General features: G+C 60.2%; 14 protein-coding genes and 1 pseudogene. 7 read left to right on the plus strand and 8 right to left on the minus strand.

The features are described 5' to 3' along the window. Together ACAX43_RS21020 and ACAX43_RS21025 are read left to right on the plus strand one after the other, a co-directional pair. Window positions 1-186: pseudogene (locus ACAX43_RS21020) on the plus strand (hypothetical protein); the annotation flags it as partial. A 38-nt stretch (window positions 187-224) separates the two neighbouring features. Continuing rightward, window positions 225-389: a SymE family type I addiction module toxin gene (locus tag ACAX43_RS21025; protein WP_370710348.1), complete on the plus strand. Its 165-nt coding sequence runs from the start codon at window positions 225-227 to the stop codon at window positions 387-389. A 57-nt stretch (window positions 390-446) separates the two neighbouring features. On the opposite strand, the gene ACAX43_RS21030 is transcribed toward ACAX43_RS21025, so the two are convergent. The 8 genes from ACAX43_RS21030 to ACAX43_RS21065 form a co-directional block, all read right to left on the minus strand. Then, window positions 447-947: a hypothetical protein gene (locus ACAX43_RS21030; protein WP_370710349.1), complete on the minus strand. Its 501-nt coding sequence runs from the start codon at window positions 945-947 to the stop codon at window positions 447-449. Beyond that, window positions 944-1,633, minus strand: coding sequence for a hypothetical protein (locus ACAX43_RS21035; protein WP_370710350.1), 690 nt, complete (start codon window positions 1,631-1,633; stop codon window positions 944-946). Before ACAX43_RS21035 ends, ACAX43_RS21030 begins: the two co-directional genes overlap by 4 nt. A 50-nt stretch (window positions 1,634-1,683) precedes the next feature. Then, window positions 1,684-3,114, minus strand: a complete 1,431-nt coding sequence (locus ACAX43_RS21040; RefSeq protein WP_370710351.1) for an IS66 family transposase — start codon at window positions 3,112-3,114, stop codon at window positions 1,684-1,686. A gap of 30 nt (window positions 3,115-3,144) precedes the next feature. Further along, window positions 3,145-3,501: an IS66 family insertion sequence element accessory protein TnpB gene (tnpB, locus tag ACAX43_RS21045; RefSeq protein ID WP_167368694.1), complete on the minus strand. Its 357-nt coding sequence runs from the start codon at window positions 3,499-3,501 to the stop codon at window positions 3,145-3,147. Continuing rightward, window positions 3,477-4,010 (minus strand): transposase, encoded by a 534-nt coding sequence (locus tag ACAX43_RS21050; RefSeq protein ID WP_370710352.1) that lies wholly within the window; start codon window positions 4,008-4,010, stop codon window positions 3,477-3,479. The genes tnpB and ACAX43_RS21050 overlap by 25 nt, the downstream gene beginning before the upstream one ends. Before the next feature lie 292 nt (window positions 4,011-4,302). Further along, a complete protein-coding gene (locus ACAX43_RS21055; RefSeq protein ID WP_370710353.1) occupies window positions 4,303-4,734 on the minus strand; it encodes a hypothetical protein in 432 nt (143 codons plus the stop codon). A gap of 8 nt (window positions 4,735-4,742) precedes the next feature. Then, a complete protein-coding gene (locus ACAX43_RS21060) occupies window positions 4,743-9,713 on the minus strand; it encodes a LysM peptidoglycan-binding domain-containing protein (RefSeq protein ID WP_370710354.1) in 4,971 nt (1,656 codons plus the stop codon). Window positions 9,714-9,785: 72 nt separating this feature from the next. Further along, a complete protein-coding gene (locus tag ACAX43_RS21065) occupies window positions 9,786-18,935 on the minus strand; it encodes a hypothetical protein (RefSeq protein WP_370710355.1) in 9,150 nt (3,049 codons plus the stop codon). Between the two features lie 308 nt (window positions 18,936-19,243). Here ACAX43_RS21065 and ACAX43_RS21070 point away from each other — a divergent pair, with 308 nt between their 5' ends. The 5 genes from ACAX43_RS21070 to ACAX43_RS21090 all read left to right on the plus strand — a co-directional run bounded on the left by ACAX43_RS21070 (window position 19,244) and on the right by ACAX43_RS21090 (window position 24,802). Next, complete coding sequence (locus ACAX43_RS21070; RefSeq protein WP_370710356.1) at window positions 19,244-20,386, plus strand: tetratricopeptide repeat protein; 1,143 nt, start codon at window positions 19,244-19,246, stop codon at window positions 20,384-20,386. Between the two features lie 223 nt (window positions 20,387-20,609). Further along, window positions 20,610-20,876 carry a flagellar biosynthesis protein FliQ gene (gene fliQ, locus ACAX43_RS21075; RefSeq protein ID WP_370710357.1) on the plus strand — a complete coding sequence of 89 codons (267 nt, stop codon included), beginning with the start codon at window positions 20,610-20,612 and terminating at the stop codon, window positions 20,874-20,876. Between the two features lie 3 nt (window positions 20,877-20,879). Next, complete coding sequence (locus ACAX43_RS21080) at window positions 20,880-21,632, plus strand: flagellar biosynthetic protein FliR (protein WP_370710358.1); 753 nt, start codon at window positions 20,880-20,882, stop codon at window positions 21,630-21,632. A 3-nt stretch (window positions 21,633-21,635) separates the two neighbouring features. Next, window positions 21,636-22,706 carry a flagellar biosynthesis protein FlhB gene (locus ACAX43_RS21085; RefSeq protein WP_370710359.1) on the plus strand — a complete coding sequence of 357 codons (1,071 nt, stop codon included), beginning with the start codon at window positions 21,636-21,638 and terminating at the stop codon, window positions 22,704-22,706. Continuing rightward, complete coding sequence (locus ACAX43_RS21090; protein WP_370710360.1) at window positions 22,703-24,802, plus strand: flagellar biosynthesis protein FlhA; 2,100 nt, start codon at window positions 22,703-22,705, stop codon at window positions 24,800-24,802. Before ACAX43_RS21085 ends, ACAX43_RS21090 begins: the two co-directional genes overlap by 4 nt. The last annotated feature ends 31 nt before the right edge of the window (window positions 24,803-24,833 follow it).

Raw genomic sequence — 24,833 nt, forward strand, 5'->3', positions numbered from 1 at the left:
GCTCTGCAGACCGATTTGGACGGCTGGCTTGACCAGTACAACAATGAGCGCGAACATCAGGGGCGATGGTGCTACGGCAAGACGCCTATGCGTACCTTCCTCGATTCACTCGAACTCGCCAGGTGTCAACGCCGACTGAAACCTGACCCCCATGGGGTCATTTTTACATCGGCGCTAACACATTGACCGCTCATCCCGAGCGCCACGCCACCGTACAGGAGATCATGGGCTGGCGACCCAGCCCGAAACCCGGCCGACCGTGGCGAACACCCACCTTCTTTCCGTGGCTACGCATCGCCGGCATGTGGCTTGAACTGGCCGGTTTCCCGCCCGGCCAGCGCGTGAGGATCGAAGTCCAGTACGGCAGGCTCGTCATCACGCCGGATTGAACGACTCCACAAACAACAAACCCAGCGCAAAGGCTGGGTTTGTTGTTTGTGACATCACTACCGGAGCCAGAACGGCTCTCCCTCAAGTGCGTCATATTCTGCCAGTGGTTTCTTCTTGTCGCGCGCAAAGCCCGGTAGATCAGAAATCACCACGCGAACGGGCTGGTAAATATTAAAGGTCTCGAAGAATGATTTCGCCGAGTTACATGCGTCCACAAACTGCTCAAAGTACTTGCTAAACACATCGGCCAATGTTGGCTGCTCAGGGTTCAACCAACTTTTCTCCGGGTTCGCAAGCATTGCCGCATCCCATTCAACCGATGATGCAGCCGCCTTTTGCGCAAAGATTTCACGCCCTTGCGCCATCAGCGCCAATGCATGGTCCAATTCCTCCCAGCGAAGGTAGCGCCGATATAGGCGATCCGTCAGCAAACTCCAGTCTTGCTCAGGATGATCTTGCGCGGCGTATCGCTCGATGCAACTAAAGAACAACGCTACATCAGGAGCTGGACCAAGCTCGCAAATGGTGTGGCCACCATGGAAGCCTATCTTTCTCATTTCGTTTTGAATTGGATGTCAATCGGGTTAATAATTCCGTTCGACTTTTGAACGATACCTTGAACAATTGCTGAGCGCTGCCCAGGAGTCACCGTTTGCCCTCGCGTGTCAATCACAATCTGTTGCTCCATTCCCGCGGGCAAATTGGCTTGGCGCTGCACCACCTGTTTCGCAACGTTGTTAATCAACCCGCTCGAGTTCGTGGCGATATTGTAGTTCTTCACCTCGAAGCTCACCGCTCCATCGGCCGCCACAAAGTCCGGCCGCACGCTGCCCGACGTCCCGTAGGACACCTGCTTGCCGTCCTTGTAGCTTATCTGCGGATCATGGCCTGATCCAAGATCCGAACCAACATCCTTTTCCGACTGACGCGGTGACGGACGCTCGCCATTACCGCTATTAAAAATCGCATTACTGGGCACATACCCCGGTGCTCCAACCCCGGCCTTCGCGATGCTCCCCGCTGCGGAATCCACCAGCACCAGCCCCGGATTCGCCTCCGGCGGCATGCCTCCGGTCCAACTGATTGCATTCAGACCATTCGCGATCCCCTGCATCAACAGGTCCGTCTTCGACTGCGAGGTCCAGTTGTTTGCCTTGCTGCCCGTACCCGTCAGCAGACCGGCGTCCGCATCCGGATTCTGACCCGAAGGTGACGGAATAATGCTGTTTAGCGCGTGATTCAAGGCCCCAAATGGATCGCTCGCGGTACTCCTGATCGCTCCGCCCAGCCGATTCAGGAATTCGCCCCCCGTACCACCCAGGTCTTCGTAGGCTGGGGCGCCTGGCCCTGCCACCACCACGCCCGGCAACGGAGTGTGGAACTGCGCCACGAACGGCTCGCCAGACAGCGGCGTTCGGGCCGGTGCCGCAGCCGCCAGTCCCATGCCCGGACCATACAGCATGGACGCACTGCTGTAGGTCGTTGCAGCCGTATCGACAAGCCCACCGTACGCACCAAACAGCAACGCGCTACTGCTGTACGACATCTCCGGCGCACCAGGCCCGGCGAACAGCATCCCGCCCGACGCGTACGTACTCGACGGACCTGCGCTGTTACCAAACGCATCGACCATCTGGTTGTACACCGCGTCGGTGTAACTGCTTTTCTCCGTGGTGCTTTTCGTGGCTTGACCAGATACCGTCTCGCATGAGCCCAGCATCCGAGATGCACGAGCTGATACTGTTGCGCGATGCCGTTGTAGGGCTCGTATCCGTCGGTCAGAACCGCACCCTTGCGAATGCCGGCGAACAGTTTGTCGGCCAGCTTCGCGCCGCGACCAGCCGTATAGGCGAAACAGCGGATGGGCGTTCCCGATCCGGTCATTTGCGCCCAGAGATAGCTTTTCGTTTGCGGCTTGCGCCCTTCTTCCTTCAGGACCTGGAACGTCGTCTCGTCGCAGTAGATCACGTCAGCATCGAGCAACGCGTCGCGCATCAGGTTGATAACGGGCTGCGTCGCTAGACCGACGCGGACCATGCTCGCGGCGAGCGTGTTCGACGAGATGTCGCCACCGAAGCGTCGCAGCAGGCCAGCCTGGCGATAGATCGGCATGCCGAACTGATACTTGCCGGTGGCGACCCACGCGAGTGCCGATTCCGTCAGCAGCCCACGCGGGATGATGCGCGCCGGCGCCGGCGTAACCTTGATGCCGAGGTCGCAGCACGGACAGGCATATTTCACGCGCTGGTGCTGGATGACGCGAACCTGCTCGGGGATCACGTCGAGCTGCTCGCTCGTTTCGACGCCGATCTCGACGAGCGCGTGTTCGTCGTGGTTGCAGAAGCGTTCGGCTTCGGGAAGTTCGTGCCGAACGACTTCGCGCGGCAGACTGGGATCGAGCGGTTTGCGATGACCGCGCTTCTTGCGCGTGTGCGCTGCGATCGTGGTTTCGCGAGTATCTTCCTGCGCGGGTGTTGCGTTGGTACCGAGCACTTCGGCTTCATTGAACAGACCGGGCTGATCCGATGCGCGAGCTTCGCTCTTCGCGCCGAACAGCTCGCGCCGGTAAGCGCGCAGTCGTTCCTCGGCCAGGTCGCGCTCCGCAGTCACGAGACGCAGTGCGCTGCGTAACCCGTCACGCTCTGACTGAAGGGCGTCGTGCTCCTCACGTATCGCGAGGAGCGCCCTGAGTTCGTCAGCGTCGATGGTCACGTTGATCGGCATGCCACTTAGACCGGCACGCCGATGCCGTGTTCAACTCACGCGAGCATAATGGCGTTTCGGATGCCGCTGAAGAGCAGCAATGTCGGCACCTTCGAGAAGCCAGTGCAGCAGATCGACGGTCAACGTCACGACTTCGGTTTTGCTGTCAGGCCAGACGAAGCGATCATTGGCCTCGAGTCTCTTGAGCATCAACCAGAAACCGTTGTGCTGCCAGCCCAGGATCTTGACGCGATCGCATCGCCGGTTGGTAAAAACGTAGAGCGAGGAATCCATCGGATTCAGGCGCATCGCCTGTTCGACGAGAATCGACAGACTGTTCATTCCGTACCGGAAGTCGACGGGATCGCGGTGCAGGTATACCGTCAGCTTTTCGTCGAACCGGAACACGGCATCCTCCCGAACATCTGGACCACGGTGCTCAGTTCGTCGATGCTCGCTGCACTGAGATCGAGTTCCACGCCGTTCGACAGACATACATGCAGTGAGAGCGTCATCGGCGGTGCCGGAGAGACGGGTGGTGGCGGCAGTGCCGGTGGCAGTGACACGACAGGAACAAATGCAGAGGAGGATTCTGCCGGCGCGGGCCGCTTACGTGAATCCGCCATATCGATGGCTTTGCCATCCATCACTTCGACTGCGGGTGGTGATGGGGCGCGCTCGTCGGGGTCGTCCTTCAGCGATGCCAATGAGATGCCTTTCTCACGTTCCATCAGGTACTTCGTGGTCCATTTGCGCAGCAGGTTGGCGTTGATCCCATGCTCCCGTGCCAGACGGGCTACCGACACGCCCGGGCGCAATGCAGCCTCGACCAGCGCGCGCTTACCGTTCTCGTCATAGCGACGGCGCCCGTCGCGGCTTAGACGAACTACTCTTAACTCTGAGTCATTGCCAGCCATAGGTGTCCACCTCCACGTAGGTGGACACCTATGCTCCTCGCTCATACCGCCAGCCGATAGACGTCGAAGATGGACCGCTTACGCTTGAACTCGCCGGCTTCCCGCCCGGTCAGCGCGTGAGGATCGAGGTTCAGTACGGCAGGCTCATCATCACGCCGGATTGAACCACTCCACAAACAACAAACCCAGCGCGAAGGCTGGGTTTGTTTCGACTGATCCAGCTCCTCCGTTTGAACGCCAAAGGGCCGCTCTCGCGGCCCTTTGGCGTTACAGCATCACTTGCTTCCTAACTTCATGCAATGGGAAGACGGTTGAACTGCGAACGCAAATGATCCCAGCGGCCCTTTTCAAATACCGTTATAGCCTTCTGCGACTCGTCTGCATCATGGAATCCCGTCATCGTCACACCCAGATTAAGCAGGATCACAAAGCCGACATACTCATAGGGAGCACCATCAATTTTCACAAGCCGAGCAAAGGCATCCGCCGATACAAACACGTCAACATCGCAGAGCATTACTGGTGTATCCGGTGTTATACCAACCTCAACAACCTTCTCATCCCCCTTCGAAAGACGGATGCTAAAACCCGGAAACTGCAAATCAGCCTCTGCCCGTCGATTCTTTAATTCCCTGACGGGATCACCAACTACCAACACTAACTCGGCTCGCGTCATCCCAAAGCGAATAGGGCCAACAGCCTCATAGGGATTAATAAAAAACATTTCCACTCCTATCTATCCAGCCAACCTTTGCCATACGAATAATCGAGCATTTCGCGAATGGCACCATTGTATTTTGTTGGCACCCCGCCTCCTGCAACAGCGACTCGACGAACGTCCCATATTTCCGTAGCCATCGCCTGACGCATTTGCCCTTGTTGAACCAACTGTTCAATTTCAGAACGATATTCTGCACCTGCCAAACCCCGGCTGCCATGACTTGATGTTAACAAGTGGTCCGCCTTATCCATCTGGATTGCAGGTCCACTATAAGTAGTTATCGGACTGGCGCTGTTTGCCGGCAAATGATGGCGCTCAATCCCGACACCAGTTTCAAGACGCCCGTAAGCGCCACCGCGGAATGCTGAGGTCGCATCGGCAACGCCCGCTCCAAAGCCTACCCCCGCAGGCGGTACAACATACATCCGCCCGCCGACAAGATAGCGCTCCGACATACCATAAGCCGCGTCAGCAAACGACGGTGCAAGCGATACAGCCCGGTTCACCACCGCCCCGGCCAGCGGCATCGTGCCCGCAATCGCGCCAACCTCCGTCAGCGCCGCCGCACCATAATTCCCCGCCGACACCTGCTGCGCAAGCCCACTTGACCACCCACCCGTTGCGCCGTTTGCCGCCGCGAACACATCACGGTACTGGTTGCCAATTTCAATGGCCGGCCCAGCAACGAAGTCGCCTAGCGCAGTCAGACCTGCGCCGATGCCCGCGCCAATCTTTTCCGACAGCGGTGCAGGCCCTTCGAGCACGCTACGCCTGTCACCACTGAGCCCACGAACAAAGCCGCTGTCAGTGCCGACCAGCCTCGCATCATTCTCGGACCAGCTACCACCTCGGTGCCCAAGGTCAATCGCCAGCGCATCGTCCGACCAGTTATTCGGACCACGACCAAAGTCCAGACCCGCCGCATTCTGTCGCGCGGCCACCGCTGCGTGCTCCGCTCGCTGGGCTGCCAGCGGCTGGGCTGCCAGCGACATGTTCGCCTGACCCGCGAACTGCGTGCCAAGCTGCTGCTTTAACGCCTGATCCTGCGCCCGCGAGGCCGCCAGTGCATCGTTCGCCCGTACACCGAACTCATCCTGCAAGCCACCAACAAACGCCTGCTGGCTTAACGCGAGGTCCCAGCCCGCCATCCCCGCAAACTGATCGCCCGCATTCGCGCTATAGCTCGCCTGCGCCGTCTGCCGCACCAGTTCGTCATAGCTGCCGTTCACGCCATACAGTGCGCTGTTGCTACCGTTGCCGCCTGCAGTGGTGGCACTTTTCCCAACGGAGGCCTGCGCAACCTGCCCGAGCACCATGTTTCCGACCGTGGATGCGACCGCATCAGCACTGATCGCCCCAAGATTGTTCGTCAGACTCCCGCCTCTGGCAAGTGTGCTCGCCGCTCCGGCCGCCATACCTGAGGCAATGCCTCCAACCACTGGTACTTTTCCAAGGACACTCTGGCTCACACCATACCCAGCACTGGCAGCAATCGCACTCGCTGCCACCCCCTTCCAGTCAAACCCCGACTGTGCGCCGATGGCAATACCGAGGCCCTGCGTCACCGCCGAACGCCCCGCCCCCAGCACCGCCTGCGCCGCGATCTGGCTCCCCGTCTCACCCAGTCCACCCATCGACGACGCCAGCGAACCACCCATCCCCGACGAAGCAAACCCGCCCGTTACCGCCCCACCCATCGCCCCCAGCGCCACATCCTTCAACTGCGGACCATTCGGATTCTGCGAGCCCATCGCCGCAGCCATCCCCCCGGCCGCCGCGCCCGCCATGATCACGCCCATCACCGGCGCCAGCGCACCCACCGTCACCACCGAGGCGACCACGGCCACCACCACCGAAATGATCGACGACATGCCGCAGCCGCCGTCCGGACCCGGTGGGGGCGGGGGATCGGGCAGCGTCGGCTGCGTGTTGCCGATCGCCTCGCCCGCATCATAGGCCCTGAACGTGCCCGACGTGTTGTGCACGTTCGTGATCCGGTTGGGCACCGTCAGCACCTGGCCGGCCTTCAGCGCGTCCTCACCCTTCAGACCGTTCGCCTGGGCCAGCACGTACCACAGCGTGCTGTCACCCCACAGGGCGGCCGCCACCGACTGCAACGTGTCGCCTGCATGCACTGTCCAGCTTCCCGGCGAGGTACCCGGATACACCGCGCTCACCGCCATGTAGTTGTTGTCGAACTCCGCCGTCGCCACTGGCGCGTACACCTTGTAGCGGCTGTCGCTACCCTTGTCCAGTTGCCCGGCCAGTTCCTGCGCGTAGTCCACCTTCTCGATGCCGTCGTCACCCACGTTGCCCACGCGGTGCCCGTCCACGTAGTAGTAGTGGTGGAGCCGGCTCGCCGCTCCACCCACTACCACACCGTTCGCGTCCACCTGCGCGTTGAGCATCCCGTCGCGACGCAGCACCCGTCCTTGCGTGTCCGTGCGGTACGTGAACGCGCGTGCCTTGTCCTGCTCGCCGCCGCCGTCGTCGTACACCGTCTTCACATGACCATTCACGTCATAGCTGTAGGTCGACGTCGCGGGCTGCCAGCCCGGCGCATCCGGGTTCGACGCCTGGGTCGTCACGCGCTTTTGCTGCGCGCCTTCCCACCACGCGTACTCGTAGCTCGTCGTCACCCAGGTGCCATCCACGTCGCCGGGGCGCTGCGTCACCTGTTCGAGCGTGCCGTCTGCCATGCGCTTATAGGTCGTCAGCGACCGGTCCAGCCGGTTCTGCTCCTGGGTGAGCACGCTGTCGCCGTCCCACACCCGTAGCACGCTCGTCGTCTGCTGCGTGCCCGCCGCGTTCCACTCCACATAGTTGGTCGTGCGTCCCAGCAGGTCATTGGTACGCTGGCGCACCAGCACTCCGTTGATGCGCTGGTCCGTCAGGTAGCCGTTCGCGTCGTACGCATACGCCTCGGTGCGCCCGTCCACCGCGTAGCGCGCCAGCACGCGCTCGCCCGCCGCGTTGTAACCCAGTTGTACGCCGTCGCCACCGCTGCCCGCCACGATCGACACGCCGCGGTCTGTCGCACTGGTGCCCCGCGCACCACCCGGGAGCTGCCCCATCGACACCGTGAAGCGGTTCAGCGAGTCGTATTCGTACCAGTACTCCTGATAGCTGTGGCGACCGTCCAGCGCATCGTGATAGTCCGCGAACATCCGCCGGCGGTTGCCCACCGCGTCATACTCGTAGCTCACCGTGTAGAGCGGGTCAGTGATCGACGTCACCCGGTTCAGCGCGTCGTACGTGATCGATGCCGCCGACAGCACTGTGCCGCCCGCGATCAGTTGCAGGCCCTCGTAGGTCCGGTTGCCGTCGTTGTCATATTCGTACTGGGCTATGGTGCCCGCACCGTCGTCGCGGATAGTGCGCACAAGGCCGTGCGCATAGTATTCGTATTCGATGTGCTGGCCGGTGCTCCCCGTCTGCCTCGACAGCAGGCCGGCCCAGTTGTACTCGTAGGTGAATGTGTGGCCGCCGAGGTCACGGTGCCAGGTGACCCGGTCGAAAATGTCGACCTGGTCGGCTTCCGTCATGCCGTTTGCGTCGGTCGTGGTCTTTACCCAGCCACCGCCCACGGAGTTACCCAACGACGCGATCGAGCTCGACCAGGCATAGTCGTAGCGCACGGTACGCCCCTGTGCCGACACCGTTTGAACCACCCGGCCGTCCATGTCGTAGTACGTGCGCTCACGCCCGCCCAGCGCATTCGTATGGGCGATACGGTTGCCTACGCTGTCGTACTCGTAGCGGTCCACGCTATGCTGGCCGTTGGCCAGCACCGGATGATCCACCTGGGTCAGCCGGTTCCCGGCGTCATACGTATAGGCGGTGCGACGCCCCAGCTCGTCCGTGCTAACGCGCAGGTTGCTGAAGCTGTCGTACAGGAAGGCCTTGCTGTAATGCTGGGCATCCCATGACTTCGCTATTGCCGCCTGGCTCAGGCCATAGTTCCACTGCTGCGTCGACAGGTTGCCATTCGCGTCCTTCAACCCGACGAGATTACCCATACGGTCGTAGTAAAAGCGTGTCTCAGGAGCCGTTAGCGTTGCGTAGCCGTTCGCTAGCGTCACCGATACCGCAGGCTCGCGCTTCAGCACCAGATTGCCCAGGCTGTTGTATTGCAGAACCGTCGTGTTGCCATTCCCGTCTGTCTCGCTTGACACCTCTCCGAAGGCGTTATGCGTTTGGCGACGGTCGATTGTCATCACATTGACCGTCGAGACCGCCTGCTGCGCAATTTCGATGTTCGTTACGGGCTGGCTACGTGTACCTGTCAAGAAGTAGCCTTGGCGCTCCAGGAGTGCGTTGCCGTATGCATCGACTGCCACATAGTGGTACTCGTATTCGGTGTCGGTCGGCAGGGCGGTTGCGTCGAAAAAATAGCGTCCCGTAATGTCGCGGCGGAGTTCTGCGAACTCGAAAGGACGCGTCTGATCTGCGGCGCTATTCGGCACAGGGCGGTAAGATAGGCGCAACTCGGATGCCTGTACGGGTTGACCATGTGTGTCGCGGGGATCGAATTCGAGAATGCACGAATCGCTACTTCCGGGCAGGGTGGCGCTAGTCCTGCCGTCGGCCGTCGCGCTGCCTATTACGATATTGCCTTGCCCCATGAGTAGCGGCCTATCGTTCGCATCAAAAGCGGTATACGCAATCGCACTTGCAGACAGGCCACCAGGCCTCTGCAGGAGACCCGATTCCGACGGATCCCATGCAAACGAGCCGTTTGCCGATCGTTCGACCCGCTCGGATTTATTTTTGCCATCCTGCTCGTACGAGATGAGCAGGTATTGCGCATCAGCAGGCTGCGACTCGAATGTGATTAATGATTTTTTGGCTTTGGGCCAGTCGAATCCTGCCTGCGATGCCTGTGCGTACACCTGCCCGCTTCCAGTCCACCTGCCCAATGTTACTGAACCGTTTATCTCGGCGATGACAGCGCTGCCGACATAGATGTCACTGAACAGCACAAGCTGTAAATCATATGACCCAGTTGCATAATGAAGACCAAACGCAACGAGTGCGTTGGTAACCGGATCCCTCTATGTATTACTGAGCGACCACGGTCCGCTGCTGCCCGACGGGCGATATCGGACCAGCATGTCGCCGGCCAATCGGCCGTCGACACCGCGGGCTGCAAAGATATTCAGGTTCCCATCGGAATCCCAAACGCAGGCGCCCATATCGTTCAGCGGCAGGACCGATGCGCCAGCCGGACGATTCGCTGGAACCTCGACTATCGATGTAGCCTCTCCCGTACCGTGAGACACCTGCATCCCATATTGCGAGTAGGCCAGTAACGCACCCGTACCGCTTGTTGCCATGAAGAGCACGTCATAGGCTCCGTCAGCAAGGTTGGTCAGATCTACGACACTGGCGTCGGGCGATCCCAGACGTTTCGCCAGACTGAACACGCCGGGAGACTTGGCCGGGCTTATATAGACAGCGGTTTTTACGCCGGCGGACCATGTGGTGTTCGTAAAACGGAGTGTGTCGTAGCCCTGCTTGAGACTCGTCGTCACCTGCCCAAATTGCGCTTTGCCTTGCTGCATGCCACTCAGTACTTCGCTTCGCCGTACTGTGCCCACTGCTTGTGCGAGTTCAGTATCTTCATCGTTGACGTAGATCTGCACCCGATAATTCAGCGACTGATCGACCGGACGCCCGGCGTACCAGATCTGGCTCGGGCCGTACGGCAGCACGTTCATCCCGGTTTTCTGATCTGAAAACTCAATGTGCTTCGGACCACTCGCCCCACCCGTAAATGTGACGGGCCACGACCACGACGACGAAATCGGATTCTTGGAGCTCGTCGGTTCGCTATCGCTCCCATTCTCGAACTGACTATACAAAGTAAATACGACTCTGACCGAATAACTGCTGCCGTATATCGTGGACAGGTCAGGTAAATCGACATCGAGTCCGTCCAGCGTGATCTGGTTGGCTAGTCCAAAGCGTAACTGCGTCGCCACCTGAGTGTCGTGAGTACTCCGCGCATCGATACTTGCCGTCGCGCTGCCGGGCGAATTCGCTGCTTCGATCCACCCACTGATTGTCAATTGCGTCGTGGCAAACTTTCCGCCATCGATCCGAATATCGACAGGCGTAAAGTTGATACGCGGAGCCCCTCCCACCACCTTTGGCTGCAGAATCTCCCCAACCTGATTCCGAGCGTCATAACGCGTAAACGTCTGGCTCAGATTTGAGTCATTGAGAATGTCCCTGATCTCATAGCTACGCAGGTCCGCAGTCATCGACTCTATCTTTAGCGTCGCATTACCGTTGCGGTCGTACATGAACACGTGTGAAACGCCATCACCAAAATTGGTGCGGATGACCTTGCCTGCGTTGTTGTACTCCGCATACTCCTGCCATGCGCCGTTCGCGTTCCCGCCACCCGTCCTGCGCCCGGTAACCTCACCAAACATGTTGTATTGCATCTCATGTCGTTCACCAGTGGTGGAAATCGCACCGCTCACAGGATCGCTCGTCTGCATGACGCGTGACACTTCGTGGCCAGCCGCATCGTATGCAATCCATGTGGTCTCATACTGGCTTCGGCGATCAGCATCCGCGCGCAGATACTTCACCATCGTGGTATTGCCAGCAGCGTCATAGCCGAATTGCGTCACCACGCCCAGAGCATTGGTCTTCGACATCAGCCGCCCACCGGCACCATACGTGTACGTGGTCACACGATTCACGTCTCCCTGCGCCGTCTCCTTGACGACGTGGTTCAGGCCGTCGTATTCGTATACGGTGCTGGAACGAACCGACCGGTTCAGGTAATCAGTGAAGGAGGGTAGAGTCGCTCCCGTCTGCCTGCCCAGCTTGTCATAGGTGAAATCGTACTGGCTGCCGTTGGCATCGACCCTACGCAACAGATGCCCTTCGCCGTCGTAGGTGTAAGTGGTCTTCGCCTCGCCCGTGCGTTCTGTCAGGTTGCCGTTTGCGTCGACAGTCGCATAAGCAACGTCTTGACGCGCCTCACTGGTCATCCGGCCATTGCGATCCCACGTGAAATCGGTGCGTCGGTCGTCAGCGCCGAAGGGCCACGGCGCCAGCAGACTGTTCGGATCACTTCTTGCGGTGAATGGTTCGCGGCATGCTATTGCATACCGGTACTCCATCTCGACATTGCCCTGCGCGTCCCGATACCAGGTGGTTCCATACCCCATCGGATCGATTTCGAGCACCTTGCCCTGGCTGCTCCAGAAGGTAGTGGTGCGGTTCCCGTTGGGGTCAATCGAAACGACCACGTTTCCGTTGCCGTCATATTCCCATGTGCTGACAAGATCCCCTGTCGTGATGTCGTACACGTTGCTGCTCGGGTTCAAAGCCCCGGCGGCCACGTCAACGATACGGGATTCGATCCGCCGGTTGTTTGCGTCATACGCGTAGCGGGTCAAGCGCAGGTTCGCTGCCGCCGGTAGCGCAGGTGGTGTTGATCCCGCGGTTGCGCTTACCGGAGTCGCATGGCGACGCTCTTCAAGAACGTTGCCCGCGGCATCGTAGCTCCACGTGGTGTAGGCTCCGTCGGGCCCGACTTGAGCAGTCCTCCGGTTTGCTTCGTCGTAGTAGTACGACGTGGCCAGGCCATTCGCGTCGATTATCCTGGTCAGGTTGCCGCGCGCGTCGTACGCTCGAGTTTCGGTCAGGTTAACGTACTTTGTCGTGCCATCAGCCGACGTCGTATTGAGCAATGCGCCGACCATCCGGACCTGGCGGTCCAGCGCGTCGTACTCATACGAGGTCAAACGCTGTTCGGGTAATCCAGCCGCTTCAATCGTCGTGATGCGGTTGCGCCGGGAATCGTATTCAAACCGGTTGACGACGGCGCGGCCGCCGGACGTGACAGGCAATGTCTCCGTTACCATCAGCCCGCGGCGGTCGTACTGGTATGAAAACTGCCCGCCTACCTTGTTGATATAGCTGATCCGGTTACCGAATGCGTCGTACGCGTATTGCTCGGCGAACTTCATGGCGTCCGTGGACTTTGTCAGGCGTCCGAGCCGGTCATACTCCATCTTCGTAACCAGACTCGAATCCTGCGTCACCGAAACGACCCCGCCGAACGCGTCGTACTGGGTCTGAACGACGCTACGCTGCGGCGCGGTCACCCGGATGACCCGATTCAGCGCGTCGTAGCCGAGCTGGGTCGTGTAGCCGTTTTTGTCGGTGGTCTGCGTGACGTTGCCAAACAGGTCATAGGCGTTGGTTGTCGTGTAACCGAGCGGGTCGGTTGTCGTCAGCAGTTCGCCCCTGGTACTGTAGGTATAAGTCGTCGTGTAAGCAGCCAGCAGGTTCGCTTTTTGCAGCGTACCAAGAGCCGCAGCCTTCAACCCGTTGCCGTCGGCATCCACAAAGCCGCGCGCCTTGCGGGCCGCTAGTGCCCAGTCCGTGTCCTGCTCAATCAGTTCCACGCCGCGCGCATCGATCTCCTGAATCAGGCGGCCCATACCGTCGTAGGCGTAGCGCGTCGTCGCAGCGCTGGTAGCCCCACGGGCGAGCGTCTGCTCAATGATTCGGCCGGCAGCGTCAAACATGGTACTCGTCACACCCTGCTGCTCGGTGCCGCATGCAGCGGTGGTTACCACTGCGCGGCCAAGCGCATCCAGTTTGTATCGTGTGACGGCACCCATCGGGTCGGTCGTGGTGATCAGGCGGCCTGCGACGTCGTAGCCGTAACTCGTCGCCGGGTTGGACGGCAACGAGGAAGGCAGCAGGGCCGCCATCTGCTTGTCCGTGGCACCTCTCAAGGCCTCGTATGCATTCACGTACCGGATGGTTTTCAGCAAACGGCCGGCAGCATCGTAGCGATTTTCGGTAACGTAGCCTTCCGCGTCCATCGCATAGACTATCCGGTTAGCCGTGTCGTAGGTCCATGACGTCGTATGGTTCTGCCCCGTGTTCTGCGCACCTTGCGAAGTGACCCAGCCTTGCAACGTTGCATCGTCCGGGTTCTCCGCCGCACTATAGGGCGACTGATACTGCGTCCGTTCGAGCAGGTTACCGCTCGCGTCGTAACGGTTGCGTGTAACGAAACCCAAGGCGTCTATTACGGCGGTCAAACGATTCGCCGCGTCGTAAACCATTTGCGTTGTCCGGTCAGCCGAGTGCGCCGACGCGTCTTGCAGCGCCAATGCACTTTGAACTGCGTCCACCGTTGATGTACCGTTCCAGCTAATCCAGTTCGCATAAGCAATCGAGCGGACCACGTTGCCATTCGCGTCGTAGATCTGCTCGGTCACCTGGTACGCTGCGTCGACAACGTAGCGCACCCTGCCATCACGGTCGTGCACATATCGTGTCGCGTGGTCGTCGAGACGCGATGCTACGACGCGGCGGCGCAGGAAGTCGTCGGAAAGATCTCCGTCAGGAATATCCCGGTTGTATCGGCTATATACAGTGCGCGATAGAAGGTAGCCTGCCGCGTCATAAACATTGCCGATCACCGCCCCCGTCGGGCCAACCGACCACGTCTGCCGACCTTCCTTGTCATACGCGTAGCGCGTCACACCGCCGGCAGCATCTGTCACCGAGGCGACGTTACCATCGCCATCGTATGTGTAGGTGGTTGTCAGCCTGAGTCCGGCAGGCTCGACCGTCACTGACACCAGGCGCCCAGCCTTGTCGTACGTATTCTGCGTCACCTTTGCCGCATCGGTGCCGGCACCCTCGGTAGTGGTCAACACATTGCCCATACCATCGTAGATGAACGTCGTGCGCAGATTCAGGCCGCTCCTGTCCGTGATAACCGACACGTGACGTCCGTTGAGGTCGTACTGTGTTTCAGTCACGACACCCGACGGATCAGTGACCTTGACCGTCTGCCCCTTCGCGTCGTACTCGTAGCGAGTCACCAGCTTCAGACCGGATGGATCGACCGTCCGGGTCAGCGTGCGGCCAGCAGCATCGTAGGCATACGCGGTATGAATACCGCGCGCATCAGTCGTGTCGATCAGGCGATCTGCATGATCGTAGCTGTGCGTGATGCTCGCGCCCGTTGCGTCCGTGGCCGTCAGTAAATTACCGTCAAGATCGTACGCGTAACGGGTGAGGTTGCCTCGCCCATCCAGCAACGTGACCAGTTGCCCAAACTCGTTATAGGACGAGGTGGTTTTGATGCCTTCTGCCGTCGTGACGGCAATTTCGCGGCTGAACGCGGAGTACGCGTAGCTAGTCCTGTTGCCGTTTGCATCGGTACGCGATAGCACGTTCCCGAAGGCGTCGTATGTCATGTTCGAGCGTGCACCGGTTCCATCCGTCAGCACTACCAGATGTCCGTTCCGGTCGTAGTCCTGCCTCCGCAATACGCCGTTTGCGTCAACGGATTCGGTCGCGCGACCGAATGCATCATAGACGGCGCGCGTAACCAGATTCAGGCCGACTGCGTCGCTCGCCTTGCGAACGGCCTGCCCGAGCCGATCGTAGTCAGTGACATCCTGCACGCGGACGCCCGCCGATATATCCCGCGCGATTGCGATCTGCTCGCCAAACGTGTTGTAGGCGTAATCGGTCTTGTAGCCCGAAGCATCAGTGCGTTGCGTCAGCGCGCCAGCCGCGCTGTAGCTGAACGACGTGCGGGTAGCCAGACCATCGTTATCCAGGGCCGAGAAAGTATTCTTCAACGCATCGGTCAGCAAACCACCCGCGAGCGTACCGAGCGTTGAGCTCGCAATACGGCTGCCGTAGACGACCGTTTGAGTGATCTCGCCGCACATATCGTAACGGGATTCGACAACCTCGCCGAGCGGATTGACGACATGAGTAAGCCGTCCAGCGCCGTCGTAGCAATACAGCGTGCGGTTGCCATTTGCATCGCTCATCGAGATTCGACGGCCCGCCGCATCGTACGCATATGCCACGCCCCACGATTTCCATACCGCATCTATCTGGGTCTGGGTAGGGCCTTTCCCGAGCGCGGACAACGCCGCACTTCCTTCACCCATGAGCTGGCCGATGAGCCGCCCTTGCGCGTCGTAGCGATATGACACCACCCGGTCGCCAGTCGTTTCGGTCGCGACATGCCCTTGACTGTCGTAAGTAAACCGCGTGGTCGCACTACCACTGCCTGAGTATGCGGTGCGCTCGAGCAGTCGACCCATTGCATCGTAGACATAGCTCGTCTGTTCGAGCTGGCCAGGCAGCGTGGCCCAGCAATTCGCGGTCGTCGCTGCGTCGAGCCTATAGCTCACGCCGATCTGTGCCGGGTTGCCGGCGACCGGTGCGGTGCGTGCGGAATCGCTTGCTGCGGCGAATGGGCGCGTGCCAAAACTTGCGTCCCTGACTGCGACCTGGGAGCCGGCAGGGCTGCGGAATTCCACCATGTGATTGGCCAGCGGTACGACGTTCGATACGTTCAACGTGTAGGTCGCGTAGTTTGCCGAACCTGCGACGATCGAACCGGCCCTGACACCGTCAATCCAGACTTCCAGCGTTGTGTTGGCGGACGACGCCTTCGCCTGAAACGTGAGCGGCACCTGCTGTGGTGCGCCCAGCCACGCGGGATTGATCTGCTGCCCGCGGATGCGTTGCGAAACATTGCCATATGCGTCGTACTGATAGGTCGTCAGATACCCTTCGCCATCGATCTCCGAACGCAACAAACCACGCGAGTCATAGAGAAAATACTGATGAATGTCCTTAGAATCACCAGCAGGAACCAGATCCGTCAGGATACCTGTCGCTCGTGCCGAAGCCGGCGTTGCCGTGGCATAGCCAACCGTTTCGACTTTCTGACCCGCAGCGTTATAACGGTACGTGGTCAGATAACCTTCCGCATCCAGTTGGCCGCGTAGCAAACCGTCGTGGTCGTAGAAATAACGGGTGGTCCGGTCGTTTGCCGAATACGCAGGCCCGTTACCTTCCGCTGGATTTGCTCGGGTGATGTCCACCGCGCTGGCGCATTCCGTCCTCGTCACCAGACGACCCGCCCCGTCGTGCTGATAACGCACGAAAGAGCCATCCGCATTCACCACGCCGGTCACGTTGCCTGCATTGTCATAGGCGCGCCAGTCTTTCCTGTCGGCTTTGCTGATCGTCGGGCGAAGATTACCATTTGCAAGTGTCAATGCAACGGACTTTCCGGCAACATTCACCATTTCTACTGGCCGTCCGCTGCCATCCATCAACGCGGCGAGCGCGGCCGCGGCGACCGGTGTCGCATACTGGATCGTATTGGTAAGCAGTCCGTTCGACGTGTAGACGTACTCGGTCAACGCTCCGGCGGGATCGATCCGCGCCACTGCACGCCCCGCCTCGTCGTACAGGTAATGAGTGATTTGGCCGGTTGCGTCCGTGGACATCCGCAGACGGCCATCGGCATCATACTGGTTGCGGATCTGCGAAAGAACCTTGCCGCCACTCGATTCCGCCACCGAAATCAGTTCACCCGCGGCATCGTATGTCGAAGTCCGCGTCAGTCCGTTGCCGAAAGTGGCGATTACCTGATGACCGGCGTCGTCGTACTGATACAGCGTGATCGTGCCGTCAAGCTTCGTTGCGCAGAGCACACGGCCAAGGCCGTCATAGGTGAATTGCTCGACCTGTGGGTGACCTGCATCGCCAGCGATACGTTGCAGCAATCGGCCAGATGGGTCGTACACATAGCGGACCTGGACGATCTCGCCGGCGCCGGCATTGGCATCGCCCGTACCATCCGCCAGCAGTCGACCATACTGCGTAACGCTCGCCACGTTCCCACGAAAGTCGTAGGACGTATCGACGCGTGTGCCCTGGCCGCCGCTGACAAACGCGGCGACCCAACCGGAAAGGTCGGTCTCGTTGACGTTGGCGCCGGTGTAAAGGCCGCTGGCATATGTCAGCACCGACACCCTTTGACCCAACGCGTTGTAGCGGTATTCCGTCACGCGACCTTCGGCACTTACCGTGAAGCGAACATGGTTGCGAGCGTCATACGCATAACGCGTGCTGGCGCTGTCGCTTTGTCCGATGGCCGCCGTCTCCGTCAATAGCTGATTGTCAGCGCCAAAGGTTCGCTCGATCGTGTTTCCGTTGCCGTCCTTCTGCCAGACGAGGTTGCCCTGGCTATCGTAGCGGTACTGCGTGACGATACCGGCATCATCGATCTGGGCAAGATTGCCACCTGTATCGTAGATGAATGTCTGCGCGCGGCTCGTGCCGCCGGTCGCCGGCGTCACGATGGAAGTCAAACGGTTGCTGCTGTCGTAGCGCAGCACCGTCACCTGCCCGAGCGGGTCCGTGATGGTCGTGGTATTCGTCGTCGGCTGGTAAGCGAGAGTCGTCCGGCGCGCCGCGCCTGCACCACTCGTCTGCACGATGGATGCGACACGATAGTCGCTGCCGACCAGCTGATAGGTAAACGCCACCGATGAACCATCGGACTGCGCGATCGATGCAATCCGGCTGCTCGTCCCGTCATAGGTATAGGTGGTCCTGAACAGCTTGCCGTCGGCCACGCTATTGTCATCCGGCGTAAGATCGATCACGACTTCGCCAAGCCGCCCCTGGCTGTTGTAGCCGTATCGCACCGTCGTCGCGGTAGTCTGCTGGCCGCTGGCGTTCTGATAGACCGTGCGCAATGCGCTCAACTGCCGCGCGCCGTTATAGTCCAGCCACGTTATATCGCCGTTGGCCGTGCGCACCTGGGAAAGCAGGTTGTCAGCGTTGTAGGTGTAGCTGATTGCGTTTCCATCGCTGTCGCGAGTCGTCGTAAGCCGGCCACCGTGGTTTGCGTCATATGCTTCGAAGATCCGATGGCTCCCGTCGCTCCAGTTCCACGTGCTGGAGGTCGCATCGAACGACAGCACGCTACGCGCTCCGACACCGCTCGTCGCCACATAGACTTTGCGCGATGCGTCGTACAGGTACGTCATTGCCGTCCCGTCCCAGTCCGTGCGCGTGACAGTGCTACCGACGCTGTTCAACGTACCGGTCAGCCCATCCACCGTGCGCAGTCCGCCCGGCCGCCAGTTATCGCCCATCAACTTGCCCTGGCTGTTATACGCGCGATAGATCTGGCTATTCACGCCCTGACCCAGCAGCAGCTCGTCGCGATCCTGAATCATCAGGTTGCCCGTCGCTGCATTGACGTAGATCTGCTCTCCGGTTTGACCGAATGACGCATTTCCAATCTGCCCACGGTCTCCAAGCCCAAGCGCCGACGACGACTGCAGTCCCAACCCGTTTCCAGCGACGATCGCTACCATCGAGATTCCCCGTATACCTGTTCGTTATGCTTTGCGTGCCGCAATGCATGGCACGCTTCCTGAACAAGTTATCCGCGGATTCTCAAAATCGTTTAGCGCAATTGATCATTCTTTACATTTCTAGGAAATTTCCGGTCTCCTGTCGAAATGACTGCGAATAGCGACGAATTGGTGCCCCCGTTGCGGGACGACGCTGAAGCGTTTCCGGGTCTCGCCAACGATCACCCACACTGCTATGCTAAAAAAACACTCTTGTCACGCGACCCGTCCCGCTTCGTGGACCCAGCACTCACGCGCCAACCAGACTCATGTCGTCTCACCAGAATTCATCCCATCAGTTTTCAGGCGCGACTAGCGCGCACCTGAAACGTCTGCTCGGCTTTGTCGAATCAGACCCTCACAACCTGAATCTGCTCGCGGACGCGGCAGACGCCGCCCTTGACGCGCAGCAGTTCGCGCTGTGCGACGAATTGCTGGATCGTCATGCGGCACAACAACCGCTTCCACCGTCGCTCGTGAACCTTCGCGGCCTCTCTGCGATGTCGCAGCGGCGCTTCGACGAAGCGGAGCAATGCTTCATTTCGCTTCAGGAAAACAGCACGGAGCCTGCCGTGGTCTATAACCTCGCCTACGCGAACGCCATGCTCGGCCGTTTCGACGAAGCCGCAGCGCTGCTTCACGAGACGATCCTCGCATCGATTCCGGCAGCGGCAGCCCTGAAGGTGCGAGCGTTACATCATCTGCGTCGCGTCGACGAAGCGCGCGAACTCGCGCAGCGTTACGTCGATCGACCGGACGCCGACCCGGAGCTGCGCGGCGCATACGCAACCTTGCTATTCGATGCGGGGGATGAGGAGGGCGCGAAACGCTACGCTGCCATGGCACCCGAGACCGCGGACAGTCTCACGGTTCGTGGCTTGCTGGCGATCGCGGATGGCGCGGACGCCGAGGCGGCGTCCATGCTTGAACGTGCACTCCAACTGCGTCCTGAAAGCGGCCGCGCAAAGCTCGGCATCGGCCTTTGCCTCGTGTCGAATGAGCGTTTCGACGAAGCATCGCGCGCACTCGACGAAGCGGCAAATCTGCTCAAAACACATGCGGGCTCGTGGGTCGCGGCGGGTTGGGCCCATCTGCTAAATGGCGCGCTCGATACGGCGAAAGCCAGGTACGAACGTGCCGCGGAGCTGGACCGGGGATTTGCTGAAGCTCCCGGCGGACTCGCCGTCGTGAACTTCCGTCAGCAGCGCTTCGACGAAGCACGGCGCTACGCGAATGTGGCCCTGCGGCTTGACCGCTCATGCCTGTCGGCAGCCCTTGCCCTCAATCTCCTCGCTGCACACGACGGCGACCAGGCTACGGCCGACGCCATCCTGCACGCCGCCGTCAATCGCCCGATCGATTCTGACGGACTGACCATCGCTCAGGCGTTGATGCGGCGTGCATCGCGGTAAGCAAGATCACTTCGGGAATACCCGGCCTTGATGCGCTGTCATTGGTCCCTCGCAAGAGTTTCAATGTCGCGCTTGATTTGATCGTGGTCAACGCGTCGTCAATCTTGCGAAGCGTTCAGAAAATTCCCGTTTCCACGCAGCGCTTTTCTTATTCAAATTTAATTTACGTTACACGAAAATTCCGCGGCTCAGAATCAGAACATATACGAAAGCCGGGGTAAGCATGTCGTCAGATCAGGTGCTGCAAATCGTGTCGCAATTGTTGTGGAATAGCCTGCTTATTGCAGGTCCTGTTCTCGTCGCGACATTGGTCGTCGGTCTGATGGTGAGCGTATTTCAGGTCGTTACGCAGCTTCAGGAGATGAGCTTGAGCTATGTGCCCAAGCTCGTCGTGGCGTCGGTCGTTATCGTCGTGCTGGCGCCCTGGATGCTCGGCCGACTGACGGGATTTGCAACCTCCCTCTTCACTATCATTCCGACCCTCGGGTAAGAGATGTCCATCCAGATTCTCACCGGATGGGCAATGGCCGCATTGCTGCTTTCGTTGCGTATCGGCCCGGTGTTTATCATCGCGCCACCTTTTTCGCAAACGCAAGTGCCGGCCCGCGTGCGCGTGCTGCTCGTCCTGGCCCTGGCCGCATGCTTTGCGGACACCGCACCCGTATACGTGCTTCACGATGGCGCGGCACTGGCCTTGGCAGTAGCATCCGAACTGCTACTCGGTCTCGCAATCGCTTTTGCATTTCAGGCCGCGTTTGCATCCCTATCGTTCGCGGGACGCGTGCTCGACGTGCAGGCGGGCTACGGCCTTGCAACGGTCATCGACCCCGGTTCACGGGCCCAGGCGCCCATGTTTGGCACGATCATGACGATGCTGGGCGGGCTGCTCTTCTTCGCGGGAAACGGGCATCGTGAGTTGCTCACGCTGCTCGCGTCGCTGATCCGTCTGATGCCTGCCGGCAGCGCACGTCTACCCGGCGACCCGCAGGCCTTTATCAGCTATTTCGGCGTTGTCATGGCGCTCGGTCTCGCGAGCATAGCCGCCGTCATGGTGTGCCTTTTCACGATCGACCTGACCATTGCGTTCCTTTCGCGCACGCTTGCGCAAATGAACGCGCTCATGCTTGGCCTTCAGGTCAAAACCATTGTTACGCTTTTCGTCATGTCCATGTCGGTTGGGATCATGGCGCCGGTCGTGTTGCAACTGATGAACTCAGCGCTGCGCTTTGTTCCTTCATTGAACTAGACGATGTCGGAACTCGACCAGAACAAATCAGAGCAGGCCACTGCGTACAAGCTCGAACAGGCGCGCAGGAAGGGCATCGTACCGCGTAGCCAGGAAGCGTCCATCCTCGTGAGTCTCGCGTGCTGCGGAGGCTATCTTTGGGCACGGGGCGATCGCATGGCCGCTCACTTTGCGGCGCTCAGTGCCCGGGCTCTCAACGACGCGGCCTACCTGTCAATCGGAAGTCATGCCATGTTGACCTGGCTCGGCTCGCTCATCGTGCAGTCGGTACGCATCGTCGCGCCGCTGGTCGGCGTATCCGCCGGTGGCGCGTTGCTGGCAACCGTGCTTCAAACGGGACTGCTCTTCGCGCCAGCGGCGCTCAAGGCAGACTTCAGCCGACTGAATCCGGCACAAGGCTTCAAACGCATATTTTCGACTCCGACGCTGATCGAAGCGGCTAAAGCCTGCCTGAAGATGGTGATCTACAGCGGTATCGCGTGGTCATGCATCGCGGACACGGTAGTGACAGTGGAGCATGCGGCATTGCCGTCGGAGTCACTGCCGAAGGTGCTTGCGGACAGCACGCTGCATCTTCTGTTTTCGCTGTTGATGGCGGCACTCGTTTTCGCCGCGATCGATCACGTCATTACGCGCCGTGCATTTGCAAAGAAAATGCGCATGAGCCGTCACGATATCAAGCAGGAACACAAGCAACGCGAAGGAGACCCTCGCATCAAGCAACGCCGCCGGCAGTTGCAACGCGAATTGTTGCAACGCGCGACCAGCATGCGAAACGTTCGCGGCGCCGATGTGCTGCTGACCAACCCGACCCACTACGCGATTGGGCTCAAGTATGAACCCGGCAGCATGGCCGCGCCTGCGGTGGTAGCCAGAGGCAGAGGCGACTTCGCGCAGCGTCTGAAAAGAATGGCGTTCATCTACGGCGTTCCCGTCATAGAGTCACGCGCGCTCGCACGCCGTCTGTTTCGCGACGCCGCTTTCGAGCGCGAAATTCCCGAGCATCTGTTCCGCGACGCTGCGGCAGCCTATCTTCGCGCAAATCGCGCGCCATCGCAGCGGAGCGCGGTATGACGTTACTCGGTTCACGCCTGCGCAACCATTCCGATCTCGCGCTCGTGGTCGCGATCGTGACGATCCTTCTGATCCTGTTCACACCGATTCCGGCAGTCGCGCTGGACCTGTTCATCATCGTGAATTTCGCGTTTGCCTTCACGATTCTGCTGTTGACGTTTTACGTCACGCGTCCCGTCGATTTCTCGACGTTCCCGTCGCTTCTGCTGATCGCGACGTTGTTCCGGCTGTCGTTGAATATCGCGGCGACGCGCCTGATCCTGTCGGGCGCCGCCGCCGGGCAGGTGATCGGCGCAATCGGCGAATTCGTCGTGCAGGGTAACTTCGTGATCGGGTTGATTGTGTTCTTTATCCTGATCGTCGTGCAGTACGTGGTCGTAACAAACGGCGCGCAACGCGTGTCCGAAGTGGCCGCGCGCTTTGTTCTCGACGCCATGCCGGGCCAGCAGATGAGTATTGACGCGGATCTGAACATGGGGTTGATCGATCAGGACGAAGCGAAGCGTCGCCGCAAGGAACTCGAAAAGGAGGCCGGCTTTTACGGCTCCATGGACGGCGCGAGCAAGTTCGTCAAGGGTGATGCGGTTGCCGGCATCATCATCCTGCTGATCGACATTCTGGGTGGATGGGCGGTCGGCGTCGCGCAGATGGGCATGTCGCTCGGCGAGGCGATGCGAACCTTCACGCTGCTGACGATCGGCGACGGCATCGTCACTCAGGTACCCGCGCTCGTCATTTCTGTCGCCACGGGCATCATCGTTACGCGTTCGTCCGCCGACGGGAAACTCAGCAACGAGGTGCTGCATCAGTTGATCCAGTTCCCGAAAGTCCAGTTGCTCGTGATTGGCGCGGTCGGCGCGCTGCTCGTGTTGCCCGGCATGCCGAAGTGGCCCATCGTCATTCTGGTGATTGCGGCACTCGGCGCATGGCTCGTTGCGCGGCGTCGCAAGGTCACGACCGCCGTAGCGACCGATGTCGTCAGCGAATCGACGGAGCGTGCGGCCGCTGCCGATCAGGCCCCGCTGCCCGCCATCGAAATCACCTTCGGCTCCGCGCTCGCTAGCGCGTGGATGGCATTGCAGCCGGTATTGGCGGAGCGGATCGGCGCTTTTCGCGAGCGGTTTTCGGGGGAATCCGGCGTTGCCATTCCGCCCGTGGTGTTTCGCGACGACCCGGGGTTAAGCGCCAACGACTACCGGATTGCCTTGTTCGGCAATCGCTTCGGCCACTCGACGATCTATCCCGGGAAGACGCTTGCGATTCACGCGGGCAACGCCGCTGAATTGCCAAAGGGCATCGCGACGCGCGATCCAGCCTTCGGCATGCCGGCCGTCTGGATCGACCCGGAGCAGCAGGCTATGGCAAGAACGCAGGGCTACACCAACGTCGATCCCATCACCGTGCTGATTACGCATGTGACGGAAGTTATCCGTTCGAACGCGGCGGTGCTGCTGACGCGCGCATCCGTCATGACCATGCTGGAGGGCGTACGCACGCGTCAGCCAGGTCTCGTCGAAGAACTGGTTCCCAACCTCCTTGCCGTTGGCGACGTCCAACAGGTATTGCAAGGTTTGCTTGTTGAGCACGTTCCGGTTCGCAATATCGATCTGATTGTAGAAGCGCTGGCGAACGCGGGCCGCCATCAGAAGGACCCGGCCATGCTTGGCGAGACCGTGCGCCAGCGCCTTGGCCATTCAATCTGTCAGGGTGCACAGGGTGAGCACGAGTCGCTCGCCGTCCTGACGCTCGACCCCGCGCTCGAAGCCACCATTGCACAGAATCTCGCCGGCGCGGACGGCAACGGTACGTTCGTGCTCGATCCACGGCTTGCCGAAGCGTTTCTCAGCCGCCTGCTCGCCCAGGCCGAAGCGATGATGCGGCAAGGGCTCACGTCCGTACTGCTGTGCCGACCCGAAGTGCGGCGACATCTGAAAACCTTCACCCGGCGAACCGTGCCCCGGCTCACCGTGCTGTCGATGAACGAAGTGCCTCATCAAATCAATCTGCGCTCATTCGCGATGGTCAGCGTCGAGCGGCCGGCGCAGGCTGCGCCAATGCGCCAATCCGCAACACCCGCCGCGACGCAACCGGCCTGACGGCTGCACCAACACCCGATAAGGAATCAAC

It is taken from the genome of Paraburkholderia sp. IW21 (assembly GCF_041321145.1).
Taxonomy (GTDB): domain Bacteria; phylum Pseudomonadota; class Gammaproteobacteria; order Burkholderiales; family Burkholderiaceae; genus Paraburkholderia.

Excerpts from the sequence above, each read along its gene's own strand:
- ACAX43_RS21090 (WP_370710360.1), top strand. The coding sequence starts at position 22,703 with ATGACGTTACTCGGTTCACGCCTGCGCAACCATTCCGATCTCGCGCTC.
- ACAX43_RS21070 (WP_370710356.1), top strand. The coding sequence starts at position 19,244 with ATGTCGTCTCACCAGAATTCATCCCATCAGTTTTCAGGCGCGACTAGC.
- ACAX43_RS21065 (WP_370710355.1), bottom strand. The coding sequence starts at position 18,935 with ATGGTAGCGATCGTCGCTGGAAACGGGTTGGGACTGCAGTCGTCGTCG.
- ACAX43_RS21085 (WP_370710359.1), top strand. The coding sequence starts at position 21,636 with ATGTCGGAACTCGACCAGAACAAATCAGAGCAGGCCACTGCGTACAAG.
- ACAX43_RS21055 (WP_370710353.1), bottom strand. The coding sequence starts at position 4,734 with ATGTTTTTTATTAATCCCTATGAGGCTGTTGGCCCTATTCGCTTTGGG.
- ACAX43_RS21040 (WP_370710351.1), bottom strand. The coding sequence starts at position 3,114 with ATGCCGATCAACGTGACCATCGACGCTGACGAACTCAGGGCGCTCCTC.
- ACAX43_RS21080 (WP_370710358.1), top strand. The coding sequence starts at position 20,880 with ATGTCCATCCAGATTCTCACCGGATGGGCAATGGCCGCATTGCTGCTT.
- fliQ (WP_370710357.1), top strand. The coding sequence starts at position 20,610 with ATGTCGTCAGATCAGGTGCTGCAAATCGTGTCGCAATTGTTGTGGAAT.
- ACAX43_RS21025 (WP_370710348.1), top strand. The coding sequence starts at position 225 with ATGGGCTGGCGACCCAGCCCGAAACCCGGCCGACCGTGGCGAACACCC.
- ACAX43_RS21050 (WP_370710352.1), bottom strand. The coding sequence starts at position 4,010 with ATGGCTGGCAATGACTCAGAGTTAAGAGTAGTTCGTCTAAGCCGCGAC.
- ACAX43_RS21030 (WP_370710349.1), bottom strand. The coding sequence starts at position 947 with ATGAGAAAGATAGGCTTCCATGGTGGCCACACCATTTGCGAGCTTGGT.